Annotated in this window: 19 protein-coding genes and 2 tRNA genes; 18 read left to right on the top strand and 3 right to left on the bottom strand. The window is 56.2% G+C overall.

Features of this window, described 5'->3' with window-relative positions; genetic code table 11:
- Window positions 1-32: 32 nt before the first annotated feature.
- The 14 genes from WCX72_RS07295 to WCX72_RS07230 all read left to right on the top strand — a co-directional run bounded on the left by WCX72_RS07295 (window position 33) and on the right by WCX72_RS07230 (window position 11,491).
- Window positions 33-1,043: a MoxR family ATPase gene (locus WCX72_RS07295; protein ID WP_345969178.1), complete on the top strand. Its 1,011-nt coding sequence runs from the start codon at window positions 33-35 to the stop codon at window positions 1,041-1,043.
- Window positions 1,044-1,175: 132 nt separating this feature from the next.
- On the top strand, window positions 1,176-1,316 hold the full coding sequence (locus WCX72_RS07290) for a hypothetical protein (RefSeq protein WP_345969177.1): 141 nt from the start codon (window positions 1,176-1,178) through the stop codon (window positions 1,314-1,316).
- A 99-nt stretch (window positions 1,317-1,415) separates the two neighbouring features.
- Window positions 1,416-1,616: a hypothetical protein gene (locus tag WCX72_RS07285; protein WP_345969176.1), complete on the top strand. Its 201-nt coding sequence runs from the start codon at window positions 1,416-1,418 to the stop codon at window positions 1,614-1,616.
- A 157-nt stretch (window positions 1,617-1,773) separates the two neighbouring features.
- Complete coding sequence (locus tag WCX72_RS07280) at window positions 1,774-2,232, top strand: toll/interleukin-1 receptor domain-containing protein (protein WP_345969175.1); 459 nt, start codon at window positions 1,774-1,776, stop codon at window positions 2,230-2,232.
- Between the two features lie 89 nt (window positions 2,233-2,321).
- Complete coding sequence (locus WCX72_RS07275) at window positions 2,322-3,032, top strand: hypothetical protein (protein WP_345969174.1); 711 nt, start codon at window positions 2,322-2,324, stop codon at window positions 3,030-3,032.
- Between the two features lie 12 nt (window positions 3,033-3,044).
- Window positions 3,045-3,749 carry a DNA alkylation repair protein gene (locus WCX72_RS07270; RefSeq protein ID WP_345969173.1) on the top strand — a complete coding sequence of 235 codons (705 nt, stop codon included), beginning with the start codon at window positions 3,045-3,047 and terminating at the stop codon, window positions 3,747-3,749.
- A gap of 63 nt (window positions 3,750-3,812) precedes the next feature.
- The gene (locus tag WCX72_RS07265) at window positions 3,813-4,967 is read left to right on the top strand and encodes a VWA-like domain-containing protein (protein ID WP_345969172.1); all 1,155 of its coding nucleotides are present in this window, start codon (window positions 3,813-3,815) and stop codon (window positions 4,965-4,967) included.
- Between the two features lie 11 nt (window positions 4,968-4,978).
- Window positions 4,979-5,674 carry a hypothetical protein gene (locus WCX72_RS07260; protein WP_345969171.1) on the top strand — a complete coding sequence of 232 codons (696 nt, stop codon included), beginning with the start codon at window positions 4,979-4,981 and terminating at the stop codon, window positions 5,672-5,674.
- 2 nt (window positions 5,675-5,676) lie between these two features.
- Window positions 5,677-5,979: a hypothetical protein gene (locus WCX72_RS07255; protein ID WP_231018219.1), complete on the top strand. Its 303-nt coding sequence runs from the start codon at window positions 5,677-5,679 to the stop codon at window positions 5,977-5,979.
- The gene (locus WCX72_RS07250) at window positions 5,976-6,389 is read left to right on the top strand and encodes an ArsC/Spx/MgsR family protein (protein ID WP_345969170.1); all 414 of its coding nucleotides are present in this window, start codon (window positions 5,976-5,978) and stop codon (window positions 6,387-6,389) included. The genes WCX72_RS07255 and WCX72_RS07250 overlap by 4 nt, the downstream gene beginning before the upstream one ends.
- A 387-nt stretch (window positions 6,390-6,776) precedes the next feature.
- Window positions 6,777-8,516, top strand: a complete 1,740-nt coding sequence (locus WCX72_RS07245; RefSeq protein WP_345969169.1) for a YaiO family outer membrane beta-barrel protein — start codon at window positions 6,777-6,779, stop codon at window positions 8,514-8,516.
- Window positions 8,516-9,646, top strand: coding sequence for a hypothetical protein (locus tag WCX72_RS07240; protein WP_345969168.1), 1,131 nt, complete (start codon window positions 8,516-8,518; stop codon window positions 9,644-9,646). Before WCX72_RS07245 ends, WCX72_RS07240 begins: the two co-directional genes overlap by 1 nt.
- Window positions 9,639-11,030 carry a glycosyltransferase family 2 protein gene (locus WCX72_RS07235; RefSeq protein WP_345969167.1) on the top strand — a complete coding sequence of 464 codons (1,392 nt, stop codon included), beginning with the start codon at window positions 9,639-9,641 and terminating at the stop codon, window positions 11,028-11,030. The genes WCX72_RS07240 and WCX72_RS07235 overlap by 8 nt, the downstream gene beginning before the upstream one ends.
- Complete coding sequence (locus WCX72_RS07230) at window positions 11,027-11,491, top strand: hypothetical protein (RefSeq protein ID WP_345969166.1); 465 nt, start codon at window positions 11,027-11,029, stop codon at window positions 11,489-11,491. The genes WCX72_RS07235 and WCX72_RS07230 overlap by 4 nt, the downstream gene beginning before the upstream one ends.
- A 249-nt stretch (window positions 11,492-11,740) precedes the next feature.
- Here WCX72_RS07230 and WCX72_RS07225 read toward each other — a convergent pair.
- Together WCX72_RS07225 and WCX72_RS07220 are read right to left on the bottom strand one after the other, a co-directional pair.
- Window positions 11,741-11,817, bottom strand: a tRNA-Met gene (locus WCX72_RS07225).
- Window positions 11,818-11,843: 26 nt separating this feature from the next.
- A tRNA-Gln gene (locus WCX72_RS07220) sits at window positions 11,844-11,918 on the bottom strand.
- 176 nt (window positions 11,919-12,094) lie between these two features.
- Here WCX72_RS07220 and WCX72_RS07215 point away from each other — a divergent pair.
- Genes WCX72_RS07215 through WCX72_RS07200 form a run of 4 tightly spaced genes read left to right on the top strand, consistent with a single transcriptional unit; the run spans window position 12,095 to window position 15,449 of the window.
- Window positions 12,095-13,132, top strand: a complete 1,038-nt coding sequence (locus WCX72_RS07215) for a bifunctional 3,4-dihydroxy-2-butanone 4-phosphate synthase/GTP cyclohydrolase II (protein WP_345969165.1) — start codon at window positions 12,095-12,097, stop codon at window positions 13,130-13,132.
- Window positions 13,129-13,473, top strand: coding sequence for a TraR/DksA C4-type zinc finger protein (locus tag WCX72_RS07210; RefSeq protein WP_345969164.1), 345 nt, complete (start codon window positions 13,129-13,131; stop codon window positions 13,471-13,473). The genes WCX72_RS07215 and WCX72_RS07210 overlap by 4 nt, the downstream gene beginning before the upstream one ends.
- Entirely contained in the window at window positions 13,473-14,183 is a 711-nt protein-coding gene (gene cmoA, locus WCX72_RS07205; RefSeq protein ID WP_345969163.1) for a carboxy-S-adenosyl-L-methionine synthase CmoA, read from the top strand. The genes WCX72_RS07210 and cmoA overlap by 1 nt, the downstream gene beginning before the upstream one ends.
- 9 nt (window positions 14,184-14,192) lie before the next feature.
- Complete coding sequence (locus tag WCX72_RS07200) at window positions 14,193-15,449, top strand: M20/M25/M40 family metallo-hydrolase (RefSeq protein WP_345969162.1); 1,257 nt, start codon at window positions 14,193-14,195, stop codon at window positions 15,447-15,449.
- Here the strand turns inward: WCX72_RS07200 and nth are convergent.
- Window positions 15,446-16,102 (bottom strand): endonuclease III, encoded by a 657-nt coding sequence (gene nth / locus WCX72_RS07195; RefSeq protein WP_345969161.1) that lies wholly within the window; start codon window positions 16,100-16,102, stop codon window positions 15,446-15,448. The genes WCX72_RS07200 and nth overlap by 4 nt on opposite strands.
- Window positions 16,103-16,187 lie beyond the last annotated feature (85 nt).

The following is a 16,187-nucleotide window of genomic DNA, read 5'->3' as shown; positions in this document are numbered from 1 at the left end:
AACCACTCCCACGAAAGGAACGCTACCTTTAAATGACAACTCCCTCGATCTCGACCACGGAACTTTACGACCATATCGATACACTGATTAAGACAGATACCCCTCTGTTCATTCACGGCAGCCCGGGCATCGGCAAATCCTACATTGTTGCCGATGTTGCGGAAAAGAACAAACTGGAGCTCGTCGACGTGCGCCTCTCGCAGATGGACCCGGTCGATCTCCGGGGCGTCCCGGCGATCCGCGACGAGCAGACGGTCTGGATGCCGCCGGTCTTTTTTCCGAAAGATCCCGATTCCGAGGGGATTTTGTTCCTCGACGAGCTCAACTCCGCGCCACCGTCGGTACAGGCGGCCATCTACCAGCTGGTGCTCAACCGCCGCATGGGCGAGTACGACCTGCCCGCAGGGTGGCGGATCATCTGCGCGGGGAACCGCGTCAGCGACCGCGGGGTCGTCTTCCGCCTGCCCACACCGCTGGCCAACCGGATGGTACACCTGCACGTCCAGGCCCGTTTCGACGACTTCAAGCTCTTCGCGCTGAAATCGAAACTGCACCACTTCGTCATCGGTTTCCTGGGCTTCCGCCCGGACCTGCTCTCGACCGAACCGGTCGTCGAGGACGACGCCAACCCGGCGTTTGCGACGCCGCGCAGTTACCACATGCTCTCGAACATCCTGAAGTCCAATCTGGACATTGGCAAGATCGCCCCTGTCATCTACGGCACCATCGGCTACGCCGCCGGGATCGAGTTCGTCTCCTACGTCAAGGTCTACGAGGAGCTGCCGGATGTCGCCGCGATCTACGAGGGGCACTACCCGCAGATCGAGAACCAGCCGGCACTGCTTTACGCGCTTGTCTCCGCGCTTGTCGAGTACTACAACGGTTCCGACACCCACAAAGACCACCTCTTTGCTTACAGCGAAACCCTCCCGACGGAGTTCGGCGTCATGCTCGTCAAGGACGTCATCGTCAAGGACGAATCCATCGCGACCCACGGCGCCTTCGACGCCTGGCTGGCAAAGTACGGGGAGTACATCCTTTAAAAGGTACGCTTGATAGAGCAAACCTTTCCTCGCTAACCGCTACGTCTGGCCGCCCCGGGCAGGCATTCTCCCTCACAAACGGCTCATGAAATTTCCCTATGCTTTCTGAAAAGAACGACAAAAGGATAAACGATGCGCTACCTGTTCATACTGCTTTTTGCACTGCTTTTCAGCGGCTGTGTCGTACGGGTCCCGGGGCCGCATCACCACGGCCCGGTTATCTACTATGACATCTATCCGTACGGCAGCTACCATCGGGGACACCGGTACTGAAAAAATGCGGCATTGATTAGCCTGTGAGGGCTAACTGCGTCACGATCTACTCACGATTTTTTTCTATGCTTCTTCTATCTAACAATTAAAGGATAGAAGATGCGATACATTCTGCTTGCACTCATCCCACTGCTTTTTACCGGCTGCGTCATCCGTGCACCGTACGCTTACAGGGGCGAACCTGTCATCTATTATGAGTCCGGATACCCGTCAGGATATTACGAAGAGGGCCGTATCGTCTATAAACGCAGCAACGGTCATGGCCACGCCTACGGGCACCATAAAGAGTACCGCCACTAAAACCTCTCCCGGGACGATTTCCTTCGTCCCACTCTTTTTTTTCTGTATTAAATAGTTTTGTTATGTGTTAAGTTGACAGGTGGTATATTGATTTGAATCTATTAGGAATAGATTGAATAGAGCGTCATGTTTTATACAAATCACCTTGGAGGTATAGATGAGTTCAGCATTCATCAGTTACTCAGTTAAAGATGAACAATTAGCTAGAAGTTTATATTCTGCAACAACAATGGCTGGAATTGAAACTTTTTTAGCAAGCATTTCAATAGAAGCTGGTAGTCACTGGACAACGTCCATTTTCAAAAATCTAGAGCAAGCAGATTGGGTATTTTTTTTAGCATCAAAAAATTCTATTTCGTCTGCGGCTGTGCAACAAGAACTAGGCGCTTCTCTAGTTCAGAAAAAAACAATTATTCCTCTGCTCATTGATATCTCCCCTGAAGAATTACCGGGATGGGTAGGAAATCATCAAGCTATTGATTTAAAAAGCAGTCCTAAACAACTACATGAGGCCATTTCTAAAATTGCTGAGAAGATAAAAGTTGATAAATTTTGGGCAGGATTAATAGTTGGGGCAATTGTTATTGGTCTTCTAATGCTCATTACAAAAAAATAGAACATAACGAATCAGCGGAGAGCAATCAAAACTATGTGTGCGACTTTTTTATTGCTCATTTTAAACATTAAATTCCGTGAAGGATATTAGTGAGAGATAAAGTACTTGTCTTTTTAAAACAACATCTTGCTGACTTAGAATGTGATAGTACGAGTGGGGGTTATCCACATCTACCAATGTTTCAACTAACTCCTAGAGATTTTGTTTCATTTGCAGAAAAAGATCTATCAGGGGAGAAGATAAACGCCTATAAACTTGTTAATGCAACCTCTAATCTTAAAAGAGCCGTCGATTGTCAACTTGATTTATTGTTGAATTTCTTAGGTCTGGACGATTTATATCGACAAAAGCGATTAGGTATAGATAAAAAACTTGGTTTTTTCAAAGTAGCTGGTGTCTTTAACGCAAGATCTCTAGAGAAACTCAATAATTTTAGAAATAGGTTAGAACATCATTATGAAATTCCGGGTGTACATGACGTTGATGCGTATTTTGATGTTGTAAGTGCATTTGTGACAATAGGTGAGAATTTAATATCTAATTTAATGAGCACTTATGAAGTTATTTTATTTCATCCTCAATATAGGATTATTTCAAAAATAAATTTTGATCAGCCCTATATTCAACTCTCAATGGGGAAAGATTTTGTTGAAGTGAATTTAGAAAAATCGATGAAGCCGAAAGTTGAAGATATTCAAGATTTTGCATTCCTGTTAAGAGCTCATATCTTATTCATCCATTTATATAATGGAGCGATCACGCCTGAAGCAATAATCAGTGAGTTAGAAAAAGAAATTTAACAAACAAATGTAATGAATACAGAACTAATTAGCAAAACCCTCAAAAGCTTTGGCGACCCCGACATCGCCGAACATTCGCAGCGCTTTTTCAAAACGGGCGAGGGGGAATACGGAGCAGGGGACAGGTTCCTCGGCATCCGCGTTCCGGTACTGCGAAAGCAGGTTGCCAAGTTTCGTGCGGCGCCGCTGCAAGAGGTTGAGAAGCTGCTGCACTCTCCTTATCATGAAGAGCGGCTTTTCGCACTGCTGCTGATGGTTGCGAAGTACGAGCGCGGGGATGCGGTGGAGGAAGAGGCGGTTTATGACTGCTACATGGCGAATACCACCTATATCAACAACTGGGACCTCGTCGACAGCTCTGCACCCTACATTGTCGGTGAGCACCTGATAGCGAGGGACCAAGCGATCCTCTACACGTTCGCACGATCTGAAAGCCTATGGGAGCGCCGCATCGCGATCATGGCGACGTTCTACTTTATCCGCAACAGAAAGTTCGATACGGCGCTGGAAATAGCGGAACTGCTGCTGCGTGACACCCACGACCTTATCCACAAGGCCGTCGGCTGGATGCTGCGGGAAGTGGGCAACCGTGATCCGGACAGAGAGCGGGCGTTTCTCGCCTCCCGCTACAAGGCGATGCCGCGGACGATGCTGCGCTACGCCATCGAAAAGTTCCCGGAACAGGAGCGCAAGGCTTACCTGAAGGGGGAGGTGTAGCCTTTTATTCATAGAACAGCGATTGCATATTTTCCGGCATAAACCCAGGGTAGAGAGAGGGCTATGCCAGAAGAACAGAGCGATTTGCAGCGCCGGCTGGAGAAGATCCGCGTCCAGTTTCTATTTGACCATCCGTTTTTGAGCGTGCTGGCACTCTCCCTGCCCATGCGCTTCCGCAAGAACCCCCACGAAGCATTCGAGACCGACGGGACGGCTATCTATGTCGATACGACGATGGCCGACACCATCCCCGAACAGCAGCTCAAGTACATTTACGCGCATACGCTGCTGCACATCATGCTCAAGCACCCTTTCCGCATGGGCGGGCGCGACCACAAGACGTGGAACCGCAGCAGCGACGTCGTCATCAACCTGCTGCTCGACGACTTCGAGCGGGTCGGCGAGCGGCCGGAGCACGAAGTGATGATGGAGAAGTACCGCGACCAGAGCGTCGAAGAGGTCTACAACACGCTGTACCAGGAGAACCCCGAGGGGGAGGGCACGCCCGACGATGAGAACCCCCAGGAGCAGAAGCAGGACCTCATAGAGAGCGAGGGCGACAGCGAAGCGGCGATGGAAGATATCGACGCGCTGATCGTGCAGGCGATGGGCGCGGCGCAGAAGCAGGGGAACATCCCGGCCTCCTTCCTGGAGGTGATCCGCGAAGTCACCCGTCCCAAGATCGACCTGGCGACGCTCCTTCATACCTATATGACGGAGAGCTTCTTCGACAAGCAGAGCGACTTCTCCCGGCCCAACCGCCGCTTCATCTACCAGGAGCTCTACCTGCCCGGCTACCGTCAGGAGAACAATCGCCTCAACCTCTACATTGCGCTGGACCGCTCCATGAGTATCAGCCGCGACACCTTCTCAAAGTTCCTCGGCATCATCGACGGGGTTTTGCGCCTCAGTACCGACTTCAAGGTGACAGTAATTCCCTTTGACGATGAGGTCGACAAGGAGAAGATCGTCACCTACGACGCCCAGGCGCTCAAACCGGAGGTCGCGTTCGAGAAGGGCAACGGCGGGACGCAGTTCGCACCGGTGCTGGAGTACCTCAACACCGCGGACGAGGCGGCGGCGACGCTGATGGTGCTCAGCGACGGCTTCTTCAAGATCGAAAAGGCCTCGCACCTGCCGACGCTTTTCCTGGTGAGCGAGAAGCGCAACATGAAGCGTTTCGAGCCCTACGGCGACGTCTTCTACTTTGATCTGTAAGGAGGTATACGGTGTACGACCTGAGTTACAAGGAAGAGATCGAAGCCCTCAAGGATGAGCCGGACTTCGAAACGCGGGGCGACGAGCTCTACCTCTACCACGAGGATGACGAAGCGCGGCTGGAGTGGGCCTTCTACCGCCCTTCCGGTTCGCACCCGGAGCAGGTCAGCGACAAAAACGTCATGGTCTCCATCATGGCCTTCAACCACTCGCGCCTGGGGGCGTACGAACGCTTTACCCGTCTGCACCCCGACGTCATTGCCAACGACCGGCTGCGGGTCAAGGTGCGCAACCGGAGCCGGATGCTTTTTCGCGCCATGGTCGACAACGACTTTACCGAACTGGTGCAGGTGCTGCAGTACGCGCCGGTCTTTATCGACATGGCCTGCGACCAGGTCATCAACGGCCGTATCTGGAACGAACATTACGCCGACCTGGGGGCCGCGACGAGCTTCCTGGGAATGGCCGAAGCGCACCTGGACGACAAGCTGGTCGACGGGGTAAAGCGCCGCCTGCAGCCGGTCAAGAAGTTCACATACGACGAGGCGAAGGCCTATCTGGAGACGCTGAGCAAGCAGGCACAGAATTTGCATCCTCTACTTAAAGCGCACTATACCGAGGCGTATGAGACATGGGTGGAAAAGACGCAGTTGCATCCGCTGCAGCGGATCGCACTGCAAAAACAGATAGCGGCTTTGAAGGAGTAAAAATGTCCGAAGAGAGTGTTGAGATGTCTGAAACTGGTATGGATATGTCCGAACCGATTAGCAAGACGCGGATTCTCCGCAGCGTGATGAAGGCGATCTACAACCTCGCCGACGAGGAGAACTACAGCGTCTACGAAGCCGAGGATATCGCCTTCTACCTCGGGCTTGATCAGAAGCTTGTCGACGAAGCGATCGAAACCCTGTGGGATGCGGGGTGTCTGAACCACTGCATGACCGAGGACGACGACGGTACGACGACCTACTGCCTTACCGATAAAGCCATTGATATGGTTGAGCTGGGATGACGCTAGTCCTCTTTTACGAAAAACCCGGGTGTGCGACCAACGCGCGCCAGAAGAAGCTGCTCTACAAGGCGGGATGCACGCTCATCGTGCAGGACCTGCTGGCGCTCAGTATGAGCCCGGAAGAGCTGAAGACCTACCTGGACGAGCGTCCCGTGGCCGAGTGGTTCAACCCCAACGCCCCCGCCGTCAAAGAGGGGCGGGTCGACCCCACGGCCTATAACGCCGAAGCGGCCCTTAGCATGCTGCTGCAAGACCCCATCCTCATCCGCCGTCCCCTTATCAGCGTCAACGGCCACCGCATGTGCGGCTTCGACCAGGCAAAAATCGAGGGGATCATCAACACGCCGCTGGGCACCCCCATCGATAACAGCTGCTCCTCCGAAAACGGCGAACCCTGTCCGGAACCATAATTGCAATAAGAGTGACAATCAAGGCACAAGGAGAAACGATGCACGCTTTGGATAACTATTTTCGTACGAAGTTCAACTTCATGGCAATGGTCTATGTCGGTCTGATCGCCGTTGCCGTTTACGCCAAACAGTTCTAATCGCTTCGGGACGTCCCGCCGTCCTGGCAAGCAACTATTTCCCTCTCTTCTTTTATACCGTTCCTACCCTCTTTGCAGGCGTATCCTGTTTCCTGTCTATTTTTCATCTGTGTGAAGTGCTGTGGCTGAATAATGTTGATGTATAAGAAACGTAATAATATTGTTTTTTAACGTGGAGAATCAACACTTTAGGTAGCATACCGTATCATGCAGTGTATGATAAAAATATGAAAGAATGTGGTCAGAAAGCATGAAACGCACTTTTCTGCCGTTGATTCTGCTGCCGGTTTGTCTGTCGGCGGAGATATTCTCGGCAAGACTCGGTCATTTCGAAACGGCATCAGAAGCGGAGGGGGCGAGGGCGCGTCTCTCGGCCGGTCTCGCGCCTTACTGCGTGACCTACGCGGAGCCGGGGGAGTACTCGGTACGCTGCCTTGTCGGCAGCCGCGACGCCGACATCCGCCAGATGGCAGTAGCGCTCGGCGTCGGTGACTTTGAGACCGTGAAAGACGATCCCGGCAGGATCAGGCAGCTCTTCATCGACCACCTGTACGAAACGGCACGCGCGCGGGGCGCGCCGGCGGCCTGCGACGCCTCGCGCATGCTGACCGAGGCCTTTCCCGGCGACGGGGCCGTGTTGAAACAGTACGCGACGCTGCTCTTCTGGTCGGGACGCACCGGGGAGGCGGCCACGCAGTTCGGGCGACTTGTGTCGCTGGACCCGGCCTACGGGAACGACAAAGTCTACCTGCAGGTGCGGACGACCCTGCTGCTCGAGAAGGGCGAGGCACTCCTGGAGGAGGCGCCAACAGAGGTCCCGGCGCTGATCGACGGCGAACCCGAAGCGGTCAGGAACGCCTACGATGTTATGCTGCTGCGCGTCCGCGCATTGATCAGGTTGGGTGCGTTGCCCAAAGCGGAAGCCGCTGACCGCGCGCTTTTGGAGCGCTACCCCGCGAGTGCGGAAGCGGAAGCGATCCTGACGGACCTGCTGCGCTGGCAGGGCAAATACGCCGAAGCCGCCGAACGTCTGCAGCAAAGCTATACACGCAATGCGAATTGCAATACGGGGAAAAAACTGGCGGCGCTCTACCTGGAAGCGGGAGAGCCGGGCAAAGCCGAAGCGCTGCTTGAAACGCTGGTCGCGGAGCAGCCCGGAGACCTGGAAACGACACGGCTCTATGTCACGGTGCTGCTGCGGCTGCATGAAAAATCCAAAGCGGGGGCCGCCGTATCGGCGTTGGACGGGCAGGCACTGGAGACGTTCCGCAAGACCTACCCGCAGCTCTACTGCCGTACCATGGTCCACGCGTTCGAGGCGGGAGCGGAGTCCGCCGGCTACAGCGACAACAGGGACGACGACGGGCGGGTCTATGCCGGAGTCGAAGTGCCGATCGCGCGCAGTGTGCTCGTCGCCACGGCTGAAAGGGTCTGGCGATACGGCCTCTACGACACGAATGTGCGCGGAGAGCTTTATGGTGCCTTCGGGAACGGGACTTGGGGCTACCTCTCCTTCTCCGCGGCGCCGGACGCGGATTTCCTCCCCCGTTACAGCCTCGGCGGGCACCTTTACAAGGGAGTTGGGCATTTTGAGTTCGGCATGGGGTACGTCTATAGCCACTATAAAGAGAGCGACACGCATCTGCTGGTGCCGGAGTACTCCCTCTATTTCGGCGACCGTTACACCTGGAACCAGAAGTTCTACTGGATTCCCGAGAGCGGCAGTTACGCGCTGCTGAATCTGCTGAAATACGAAAGCGCCTGCCGCTGGGAGGCCATGCTCTCCTATACACGGGCCTCCTCGTCGGAAAAGGTCGACATCGGCAATGTGTTCAGCCATACGGACGCGGACATGTTCCGGGGGGAGGGGAGCTACCGGCTGACGCCGGAATGGATGGCGGGCGCGGCCCTCTTTTATGACCATTACCGTTCAGACACCGCGACATTCGATCGCCGGGGCGCGAGCGTCTACGTCAAAAGGTACTGGTAATGCCGGAAAATATTCTGCAGATATGGCTGACGTTTCTGACGGACAAGCTGCCGCTCGTCTGGGACGTGACGGTCGTGTTTTTCCTGAGCGCGGTTGTTCTGCTCATCGTCCTGTCGGTTTCGCAGTACTCCATCGAGCGCAGACGGCACATCGTGCTGCTGCGCAAAGAGCAGTACGTTCCGCAGATCAACCGCTACCTTGCATCGGGGCGGAACGAACTCGCGGTGAACGGCAGGCTCGATTACTATGCGCTCGCCGACGCCTTGACCGAGGTGAACAGTTTTCTCCCCGTCGGGGAGCGGAGAAAGACGCGCGATCTTGCCATGGAGATGGAGGTCGACACCTATCTGCTTCACCGTTACCGCACCAGCTGGTCGGAGGTAAAAAAGAAGTTCTTTTTTACGAAGATGCTCTTCCTCTATTCGCCGCGTCTGAAATCTTTTTTCGAGCGGATGATCCAAAAACATACCGAGTTCGAGATGATGGTCTACTCCGTGTACGGTTTTGCGAAGCTCGCCGAAACGGACGAAGACCTTGAACACATCACGGATGTCCTGCAGGGGGCATACAACCGGGGGATCAGCCTGAAGTTCAGCGAATTCGTCTATATGCAGGCGCTCGTGAACGTCCCGTACCGGGAGCTCGAGATCTTTTTGAACGGGGTGCTGTTCCGCGCCGCGCCGATGGTGATGGTTCGCAGCGTCGTCGCGGCGATGGGGGACACGAAGAACCCCGAGTACGCTCCGCTGCTCAAAAGGCTGTTTGCGCGCTACCGGGAGGATGAACAGTTCGTCATCACCTATATCCGAAGTTTCCACAAGATCGGGGCGATGGAGTGCGACGTGATCGCGGCGTATTATCAAAGTCACGCCCCCGTGACCCGTATCGTCTGCTCGCGGACGGGGCTCGACCTCTGCGGTAACGAGGCGCTGAGCTTCCTCTACGTCTACTTTTTCGACGAAAACTACTATGTCAGACGGAACATCTTCGAAACCTGTAAACAACACGGCATCGGGCGCGCGGAGATCCTGGAGATCGTCACGCGCAACGCCGCCGACAAGATCAACGATGCCTTTTTCCTTGACGGCCTCAACGCCTTCTGCCCGGTTGCGGAGTACGATAATGCATGAATATCTGATCTATCTTTTTCTGCTGCTTCAGGTGCTTTACCTGCTGTTCCTGGTGATGACGAACATGACGACGACGCTGTTTATCCTGATCTCGCTCAAACAGATCATGGGCTATTTTTTCTCGGCCAAGAACGTCATTGTCAGCCGGATCATCAACTCGAACAACTACCGTCCGATATCGCTCCTGGTCCCGGCGTTCAACGAGGAGAAGACGATCACCGCCTCGGTCCACTCCTTTTTAAAGCTGCATTTCCCCGAGTATGAGATCATCGTCATCAATGACGGCTCAACCGACGGCACGCTGACGCGCCTCAAGGAGGAGTTCGCCCTGGAACCGAGCAACGTTCCCGTACGCCTGAACGTCCCCCACGAAGCGATCCGGCAGACCTATACCTCGCCGGACTATCCGAACCTGATCGTCGTCGACAAAGGCAACGGCGGGAAGGCGGATGCGCTCAACTGCGGCATCAACGTCTCACGGTATCCGCTTTTTTGCAGTGTGGACGCAGACTCGCTGCTGGAGTTCGACGCGATTCTCAGGAGCATCGTCCTTTTCTCCCTCGACCGGAGGCTGGTAGCCATCGGCGGCAGGGTCAACGTGATGAACGGCTGCGATGTCGTCGAGAAGCATGTCCTGCGCCGCGCGGTGCCGAACACGCAGATCGAGGCCTTCCAGGTGCTCGAATACACCCGGGGCTTTCTGGCCGGCAGGATCGCCTGGGAACGTTTCGGCGCCCTGCTCATTATCTCCGGCGCTTTCGGCGTTTTCCGCAAAGATATGGTCCTCTCCATCGGCGGTTACCGCCACACGGTGGGGGAGGACTTCGATCTGCTCGTGCGCATGCATCGCCACTGTTACGACCACGGCATCGACCATACCGTCCGCTTCCTCCCCGACACGATGTGCTGGACGCAGGTGCCCACCGACTACAAATCGCTTCTGCGCCAGCGCAACCGCTGGCACCGGGGATTGATCGAAACCCTTTACTACAACCGGGATATGGTCTTCAACCCGAAATACGGCAGGGTGGGAATGCTCGCAATGCCCTATTATCTGTTGATCGAGGGGGTCGCGCCGCTGGTGACGTTCCTGGGCCTCGTCTCCATCATCACGCTCTACGTTTTCGGCCTGCTGAACAAGGAGGCGCTCGTGCTCTTCTTCCTGCTGGAGTTCACCTGGGGAACCGTCCTCAATATCGGCGCCCTCTCTTTAGACATGTTCGTCAAGCGCCGTTTCACGAAGCTGAAGGATATCTATCGGCTGCTGGTGCTGAGTTTTCTGGAACCGTTCTTCTACCGGCCGATTCTCAAAGTGGAGGGGTTCCTCGCCACGTTCAACTTCTTTAACCGCTCCTGGGGCCAGATCAAAAGGATGTCGATTTGAAATGGTTTGAGAACTTCCGCTTCTGGAGCGTGCGCGTTTTGTTGCTGCTGACGTTTTTAAGCTACTACCTGCTGATGGTGCTGACCCATTTCGACATAGTCGAAGCATATGCCAACCCGCTGCAGCCCTTCAAGGGGAGCGTCTATTTCGTCGGCACGAATCTTTACGCGGGTCCTTATCCTGACCCGGCGGCGTTGGAGCGGCTGCAGCGCCGCAACGGGATACGGCGCGTGGTTTCCGTCTTGAATCCGGAGACGCCGTTTGTGCGGGAGCTGGTACTGAGTGAAGCCGAGGCGTGCCGGCGCCTGGGGATGGAATACATCGTGCTTCCCGATGCGGAGACCCCGGAACTGGCCGGGGCATTGGCGCCTTCAAAGATCAAGACCTACGTGCACGGTTATTTCATGACGTCCGGTTTCAGCCGAATGGTCAGGGACGTGGCGGCGCGCAGCGTACAGTAATACCTGAAAAGAAAAGAGCTCGTTTTGGAAAAAAAGTTTGATTTTTAAGTTGAAGGTTTCGATTGGCTGCAGGCGAAGGATTTGAACCGCCAAAGGCCGTCAGGAGAAGGTGAACTGCTTCACGTTCTCAGGCCGACGCGCACGGTCGATGTACGAAGTACCGAACAGGCCGGTGACCTTCGGAATAAATCAGATAAGAAAAGAGCTCATTTTGGAAAAAAGTTTGATGGTTAAGTTGAAGGTTTCGATTGGTTGCGGGAACAGGATTTGAACCTGTGACCTTCGGGTTATGAGCCCGACGAGCTACCGAACTGCTCTATCCCGCGATCGTTAAAAAAAAGAGTCATCCAAGTGGATGGGGTAGAGGGATTCGAACCCCCGAATGCTTGGACCAAAACCAAGTGCCTTACCGCTTGGCGATACCCCAGTCCGCATTTCCAACTGCTCTGTGTCAGTTGAGGCCGAAATTATAGGCAATATATGCCGCAATGTCAAGGGTTTCGGGGAGAAATTTACGAAAAATTTTTATTGGCTATAATTGCAACTATTATATACGGATTTCACAAAACAAGTATGCATTCCGAAGCATTGTTAGGGAGAGAAATGACACCGATCGAACGGGTAAAAAAAGCGATTGAAGCGATCAAGCGCGGCGAGATGGTCATCATGATGGATGACGAGGACAGAGAGAACGAGGGGGACCTTGTTTACGCATCGGTCTTCTCAACGCCGGAGCACGTCAACTTTATGGCGACGCACGCCAAGGGACTCATCTGCGTGGCCCTTTCCGAAGCGACGGCCAAGCGGCTGGAGCTGACGCCGATGGTCACCTCCAACACCTCGGCGCACGAAACGGCCTTTACCGTCTCCGTCGATGCGACGGAAGCGACCACGGGGATCTCCGCGGGCGAGCGCGACCTCACTATCCGCATCCTCGCCGATCCTCTCAGCCGCCCGGAGCAGCTGGCGCGCCCGGGGCACATCTTCCCGCTCATTGCCAAAGAGGGCGGCACCCTGGTGCGCACGGGGCATACGGAAGGCTCCGTTGACCTCTGCCGTCTCGCGGGGCTGAGCGAGTCGGCCGTCATCTGCGAAGTGATGAAAGAGGACGGCACGATGGCACGCCGCGACGACCTCGACATCTTCGCCGAGAAGCATGCGCTGCAGGTCGTCTATATCTCCGACATCGTCGAGTACCGCATGGCCAACGAGACCCTGGTACACAGCACGGAAGAGGCGGACATCGAGTTCTTCGGCGTCAAGGCCAAGCGCCACGATTTCGTAGATCACGAGGGGAACCGCCATACGGCCGTCGTCTTCTACAACGTCAATGAAACGGCTAACGTCAAGGTGCACAACGTCATCCCCGACCTCGACCTGCTGCTCAACCAGTCCAAGTACGGCCGCCTGATCGAGAGCATTGAGTACCTCAAGCAGAACAGCGGGGTCCTGGTCTTCATCAACAACCCCGATGCAACCGGGGGCAACATGAAAGAGTACGGTGTCGGTGCACAGATCCTCAAGTCCCTGGGCGTGAAGCATATGCGTCTCATCACCGATGCCCATGCGCCTTCATTCGTCGGTCTGGGCGGTTTCGGCCTGGACGTCGCCGAAGTGATCCACCTGGACGCCGATGAATGACAACGGAAGCGAAGGCGGCGCTGCGGCAGACGCTTGAAGCGGCAGCGGCGAAGACGGCCGACGAGATCGCGCAGCTGGAACCCCAGCTCGAGCCGATCGCCCCGGACTGCTGCCTGGGGGAACTGACGCGTTCGGAGCTTATGGGGGAGCAGGAGGTCGCGGCCAAGGCGTATGAAGCGGCGCTGCGGCGCAAAAACCGTCTGGCCTACGCACTGTCGCGCATCGATGCCGAAGCGTTCGGGGTCTGCGAAGCGTGCGACGAAGCGATCGCGCCGGCGAGGCTGGCACTGATGCCCGAAGCGACGCTCTGCGTGGCGTGCGCCAACGAGAGGGGAGAGTAATGGAAGACAAAGTATTCAACAAACCGATCGAGAAGCAGTTTGAGTTCGATGAGCAGATCGCCGCGGTCTTTGACGACATGCTCAAGCGCTCCGTCCCCTTTTACGAGGAGGCGATGGCGCTGACGAAGCGTTTCGCGCTGGCGTATCTTCCCGAGGGCGGACGGCTCTACGATCTGGGCTGCTCCACCGCCTCGACGCTGCTGAGCATCGAGCGGGAGCTGAAAGTGGGGGCCGAGCTCGTCGGCATCGACAACGCGGCCTCCATGCTGGAACAGGCACGGCGAAAGCTCGCCGTCTTCGGCTCGAAGATCAGGCTCGAAGAGGCCGACATCATGCGCTTCGACTACGAGGCGGCCGATGTTTTCATCACGAACTACACCCTGCAGTTCATCCGTCCGCCGGTGCGCGAGACGCTCGTGCAGCGCATTTTCGACGCGCTCAATCCCGGCGGGGTCTTCATCTTCAGTGAAAAGGTCGTCAGCGAGGACAAGCGCCTCAATAAGCTCCTGATCGACGGCTATTACGACTTCAAAAAGGCGCAGGGGTACAGCGAGTACGAGATCATGCAGAAGCGCGAAGCGCTGGAGAACGTCCTCATCCCCTATACCGAGGCGGAAAACAGGGAGATGGTGACGCGCTGCGGCTTTGCCCACTGCGAGACGATCTTCCGCTGGGGCAACTTCGCGACCTTTATCGCGCTGAAAAAATAGGAGGGCCCCATGACGGTCATCGAACATTTCAAAACGCTCTGTACCATTCCGCACTGTTCCGGCGAGACGGCGCAGATGCTCGCCTACCTGGGGGAAAAAGCGGAGGCGTACGGCTATGCCGTGCATACAGACCCCGCGGGGAATCTGCTCTGCACCCATCCGGAGGCCCGCGTGACCCTGCAGGCGCACTATGACATGGTCTGCATCGGACGGGCCCCGGCGCTGGAACTCTATGAAGAGGCGGGATGGCTGCACGCCAAAGAGTCGACACTCGGCGCGGACAACGGCATAGGAATGGCGATGATGCTGGCCCTGATGGAAGCGGGTCGGCCTGTCGATTGCCTCTTCACTTCCGACGAGGAGACGGGGCTTGTCGGCGCCCGGGACCTTGGCGTCCCGCTCAAGACCCCGCTGCTGCTCAACCTCGACAGCGAGGAGTTCGGCGAGATCACCGTGGGGTGTGCCGGCGGGGTCGACCTGAACGTGACGCTGCCGCTGACACGCACGGCGCGGGAGCTCTACTGTTACGAAGCGGTGGCCGAAGGGTACCCCGGGGGGCACTCGGGCGTCGATATCGACAAAAACATCCCCAATGCGATCAAGGAGCTTGCAGCGAAGCTCTACGATCTGGGAGCTTCGGTCGTCTCCATCGAGGGGGGAGAGCGCCGCAACGCCGTGCCCAAACGGGCCATTGCGACGGTCGCGTTCGAGACGGAAGTAGATGATGCGATGCTCCGCTCCCTGGGAAAACAGCAGTGCGAGGTCATTGAAAACCCGCTGCTGCCGATGCTGCACGCGTTTGCGCACGGGGTAAGAGCCTTTGATGCCGGACTGGGCATCGTGCGCACGAGCATCAACCTCGCCGAGATCGCGACGACCGAGACGGCGCTGACCATCAAACTCAGTGCCCGTTCGATGATCGAGGCGGAGCTGCAGCGCATCGCGTCGGAGACGACAGCCTATTTCGAAGCCTTCGGAGCGGCGGTGCAGAGCGAGGGATTCTATGCCCCCTGGGAGCCGGAGCAGGAGGGGTTCGTCGAAGAGGTCAGGGCGGCCTACGAGGCGGTTTCCGGCGGCGCCGTGACGATCGACGCGATCCATGCCGGACTGGAGTGCGGCATCATCAAGAAGCACTTCCCGCAGATGCAGATGGCCTCCGTCGGGCCGACGATCACCCATCCGCATTCGACCCGCGAACGTGTCGACCTTGAAAGCGTTGAACAGCTGTTCGCGGTCGTCGAGCGCGTCATCGCGGCGCGTGCTTAACGCGCCTTGAACCCCTCCGTACTCTTGCAGTACGCCTTCAAAAAACACTCCGTGTCGCATTTGGGGTTCTTCGCCGTACAGATGTAGCGGCCGAACAGGACCATCCCCTGGTGCAGGGCGTGCAGGTCCGTCTTGAACTTCTTGACCAGAGTCTCTTCGGTCTTCAGCGCCGTTTCGTCGTCGCTGAGCCCCAGGCGGTGGGCGACGCGGAAGACGTGGGTGTCGACGGCCATCAGGTTCGCCCCCGTGTACTCGATCATGACGACGTGGGCCGTCTTCTGCCCGACGCCCGCGAGGGTGACAAGATCCTTTTCATTCATCGGGATCTCGCCCCCGTAGACCTCCATGACCCGCTGCGCCATCTTGACGATATTGACGGCTTTGTTGTTAAAGAAAGAGCAGCTGTGGATGATCTCCTTCACGTCGTCGACGTCGGCAACTGCCAGGGTCGCGGGGTCGGGGTACTTCTCAAAGAGCGCGGGGGTGATCAGGTTGACCCGCTTGTCCGTGCACTGGGCCGAGAGGGCGACGGCGATGACGAGTTCGTAGGCGTTGCGGTAATCCAGTTCCGTGACGGCCTCGCTGTAGCGCTCCATCAGGGCCGCTTTGATGGCTTCGATCTCTACTTTGGTGGCTTTTTTCACTTTTTTCATGGGTGCCATTGTAGCAAAGCGCACCGGATTACGCGTGTGAAATTTTGATATAAGTGTAATAAATGTAAAAGCTTGGGGTGGCTAC

Origin of the sequence: Thiomicrolovo immobilis, from assembly GCF_039645955.1 — a bacterium.
In the GTDB taxonomy this organism is placed as follows: Bacteria; Campylobacterota; Campylobacteria; order Campylobacterales; family Sulfurimonadaceae; genus Thiomicrolovo; species Thiomicrolovo diazotrophicus.
Note: the sequence above shows the minus strand (reverse complement) of the source record. Positions and strands in the feature narration are given on the sequence as shown.

What these genes read in the sequence shown, in the direction of transcription:
- WCX72_RS07200 (WP_345969162.1), top strand. Translation starts at nt 14,193, where the DNA reads ATGACGGTCATCGAACATTTCAAAACGCTCTGTACCATTCCGCACTGT.
- WCX72_RS07280 (WP_345969175.1), top strand. Translation starts at nt 1,774, where the DNA reads ATGAGTTCAGCATTCATCAGTTACTCAGTTAAAGATGAACAATTAGCT.
- WCX72_RS07210 (WP_345969164.1), top strand. Translation starts at nt 13,129, where the DNA reads ATGACAACGGAAGCGAAGGCGGCGCTGCGGCAGACGCTTGAAGCGGCA.
- WCX72_RS07265 (WP_345969172.1), top strand. Translation starts at nt 3,813, where the DNA reads ATGCCAGAAGAACAGAGCGATTTGCAGCGCCGGCTGGAGAAGATCCGC.
- WCX72_RS07240 (WP_345969168.1), top strand. Translation starts at nt 8,516, where the DNA reads ATGCCGGAAAATATTCTGCAGATATGGCTGACGTTTCTGACGGACAAG.
- cmoA (WP_345969163.1), top strand. Translation starts at nt 13,473, where the DNA reads ATGGAAGACAAAGTATTCAACAAACCGATCGAGAAGCAGTTTGAGTTC.
- WCX72_RS07285 (WP_345969176.1), top strand. Translation starts at nt 1,416, where the DNA reads ATGCGATACATTCTGCTTGCACTCATCCCACTGCTTTTTACCGGCTGC.
- WCX72_RS07235 (WP_345969167.1), top strand. Translation starts at nt 9,639, where the DNA reads ATGCATGAATATCTGATCTATCTTTTTCTGCTGCTTCAGGTGCTTTAC.
- nth (WP_345969161.1), bottom strand. Translation starts at nt 16,102, where the DNA reads ATGAAAAAAGTGAAAAAAGCCACCAAAGTAGAGATCGAAGCCATCAAA.
- WCX72_RS07245 (WP_345969169.1), top strand. Translation starts at nt 6,777, where the DNA reads ATGAAACGCACTTTTCTGCCGTTGATTCTGCTGCCGGTTTGTCTGTCG.
- WCX72_RS07295 (WP_345969178.1), top strand. Translation starts at nt 33, where the DNA reads ATGACAACTCCCTCGATCTCGACCACGGAACTTTACGACCATATCGAT.
- WCX72_RS07255 (WP_231018219.1), top strand. Translation starts at nt 5,677, where the DNA reads ATGTCCGAAGAGAGTGTTGAGATGTCTGAAACTGGTATGGATATGTCC.
- WCX72_RS07250 (WP_345969170.1), top strand. Translation starts at nt 5,976, where the DNA reads ATGACGCTAGTCCTCTTTTACGAAAAACCCGGGTGTGCGACCAACGCG.
- WCX72_RS07270 (WP_345969173.1), top strand. Translation starts at nt 3,045, where the DNA reads ATGAATACAGAACTAATTAGCAAAACCCTCAAAAGCTTTGGCGACCCC.
- WCX72_RS07215 (WP_345969165.1), top strand. Translation starts at nt 12,095, where the DNA reads ATGACACCGATCGAACGGGTAAAAAAAGCGATTGAAGCGATCAAGCGC.
- WCX72_RS07290 (WP_345969177.1), top strand. Translation starts at nt 1,176, where the DNA reads ATGCGCTACCTGTTCATACTGCTTTTTGCACTGCTTTTCAGCGGCTGT.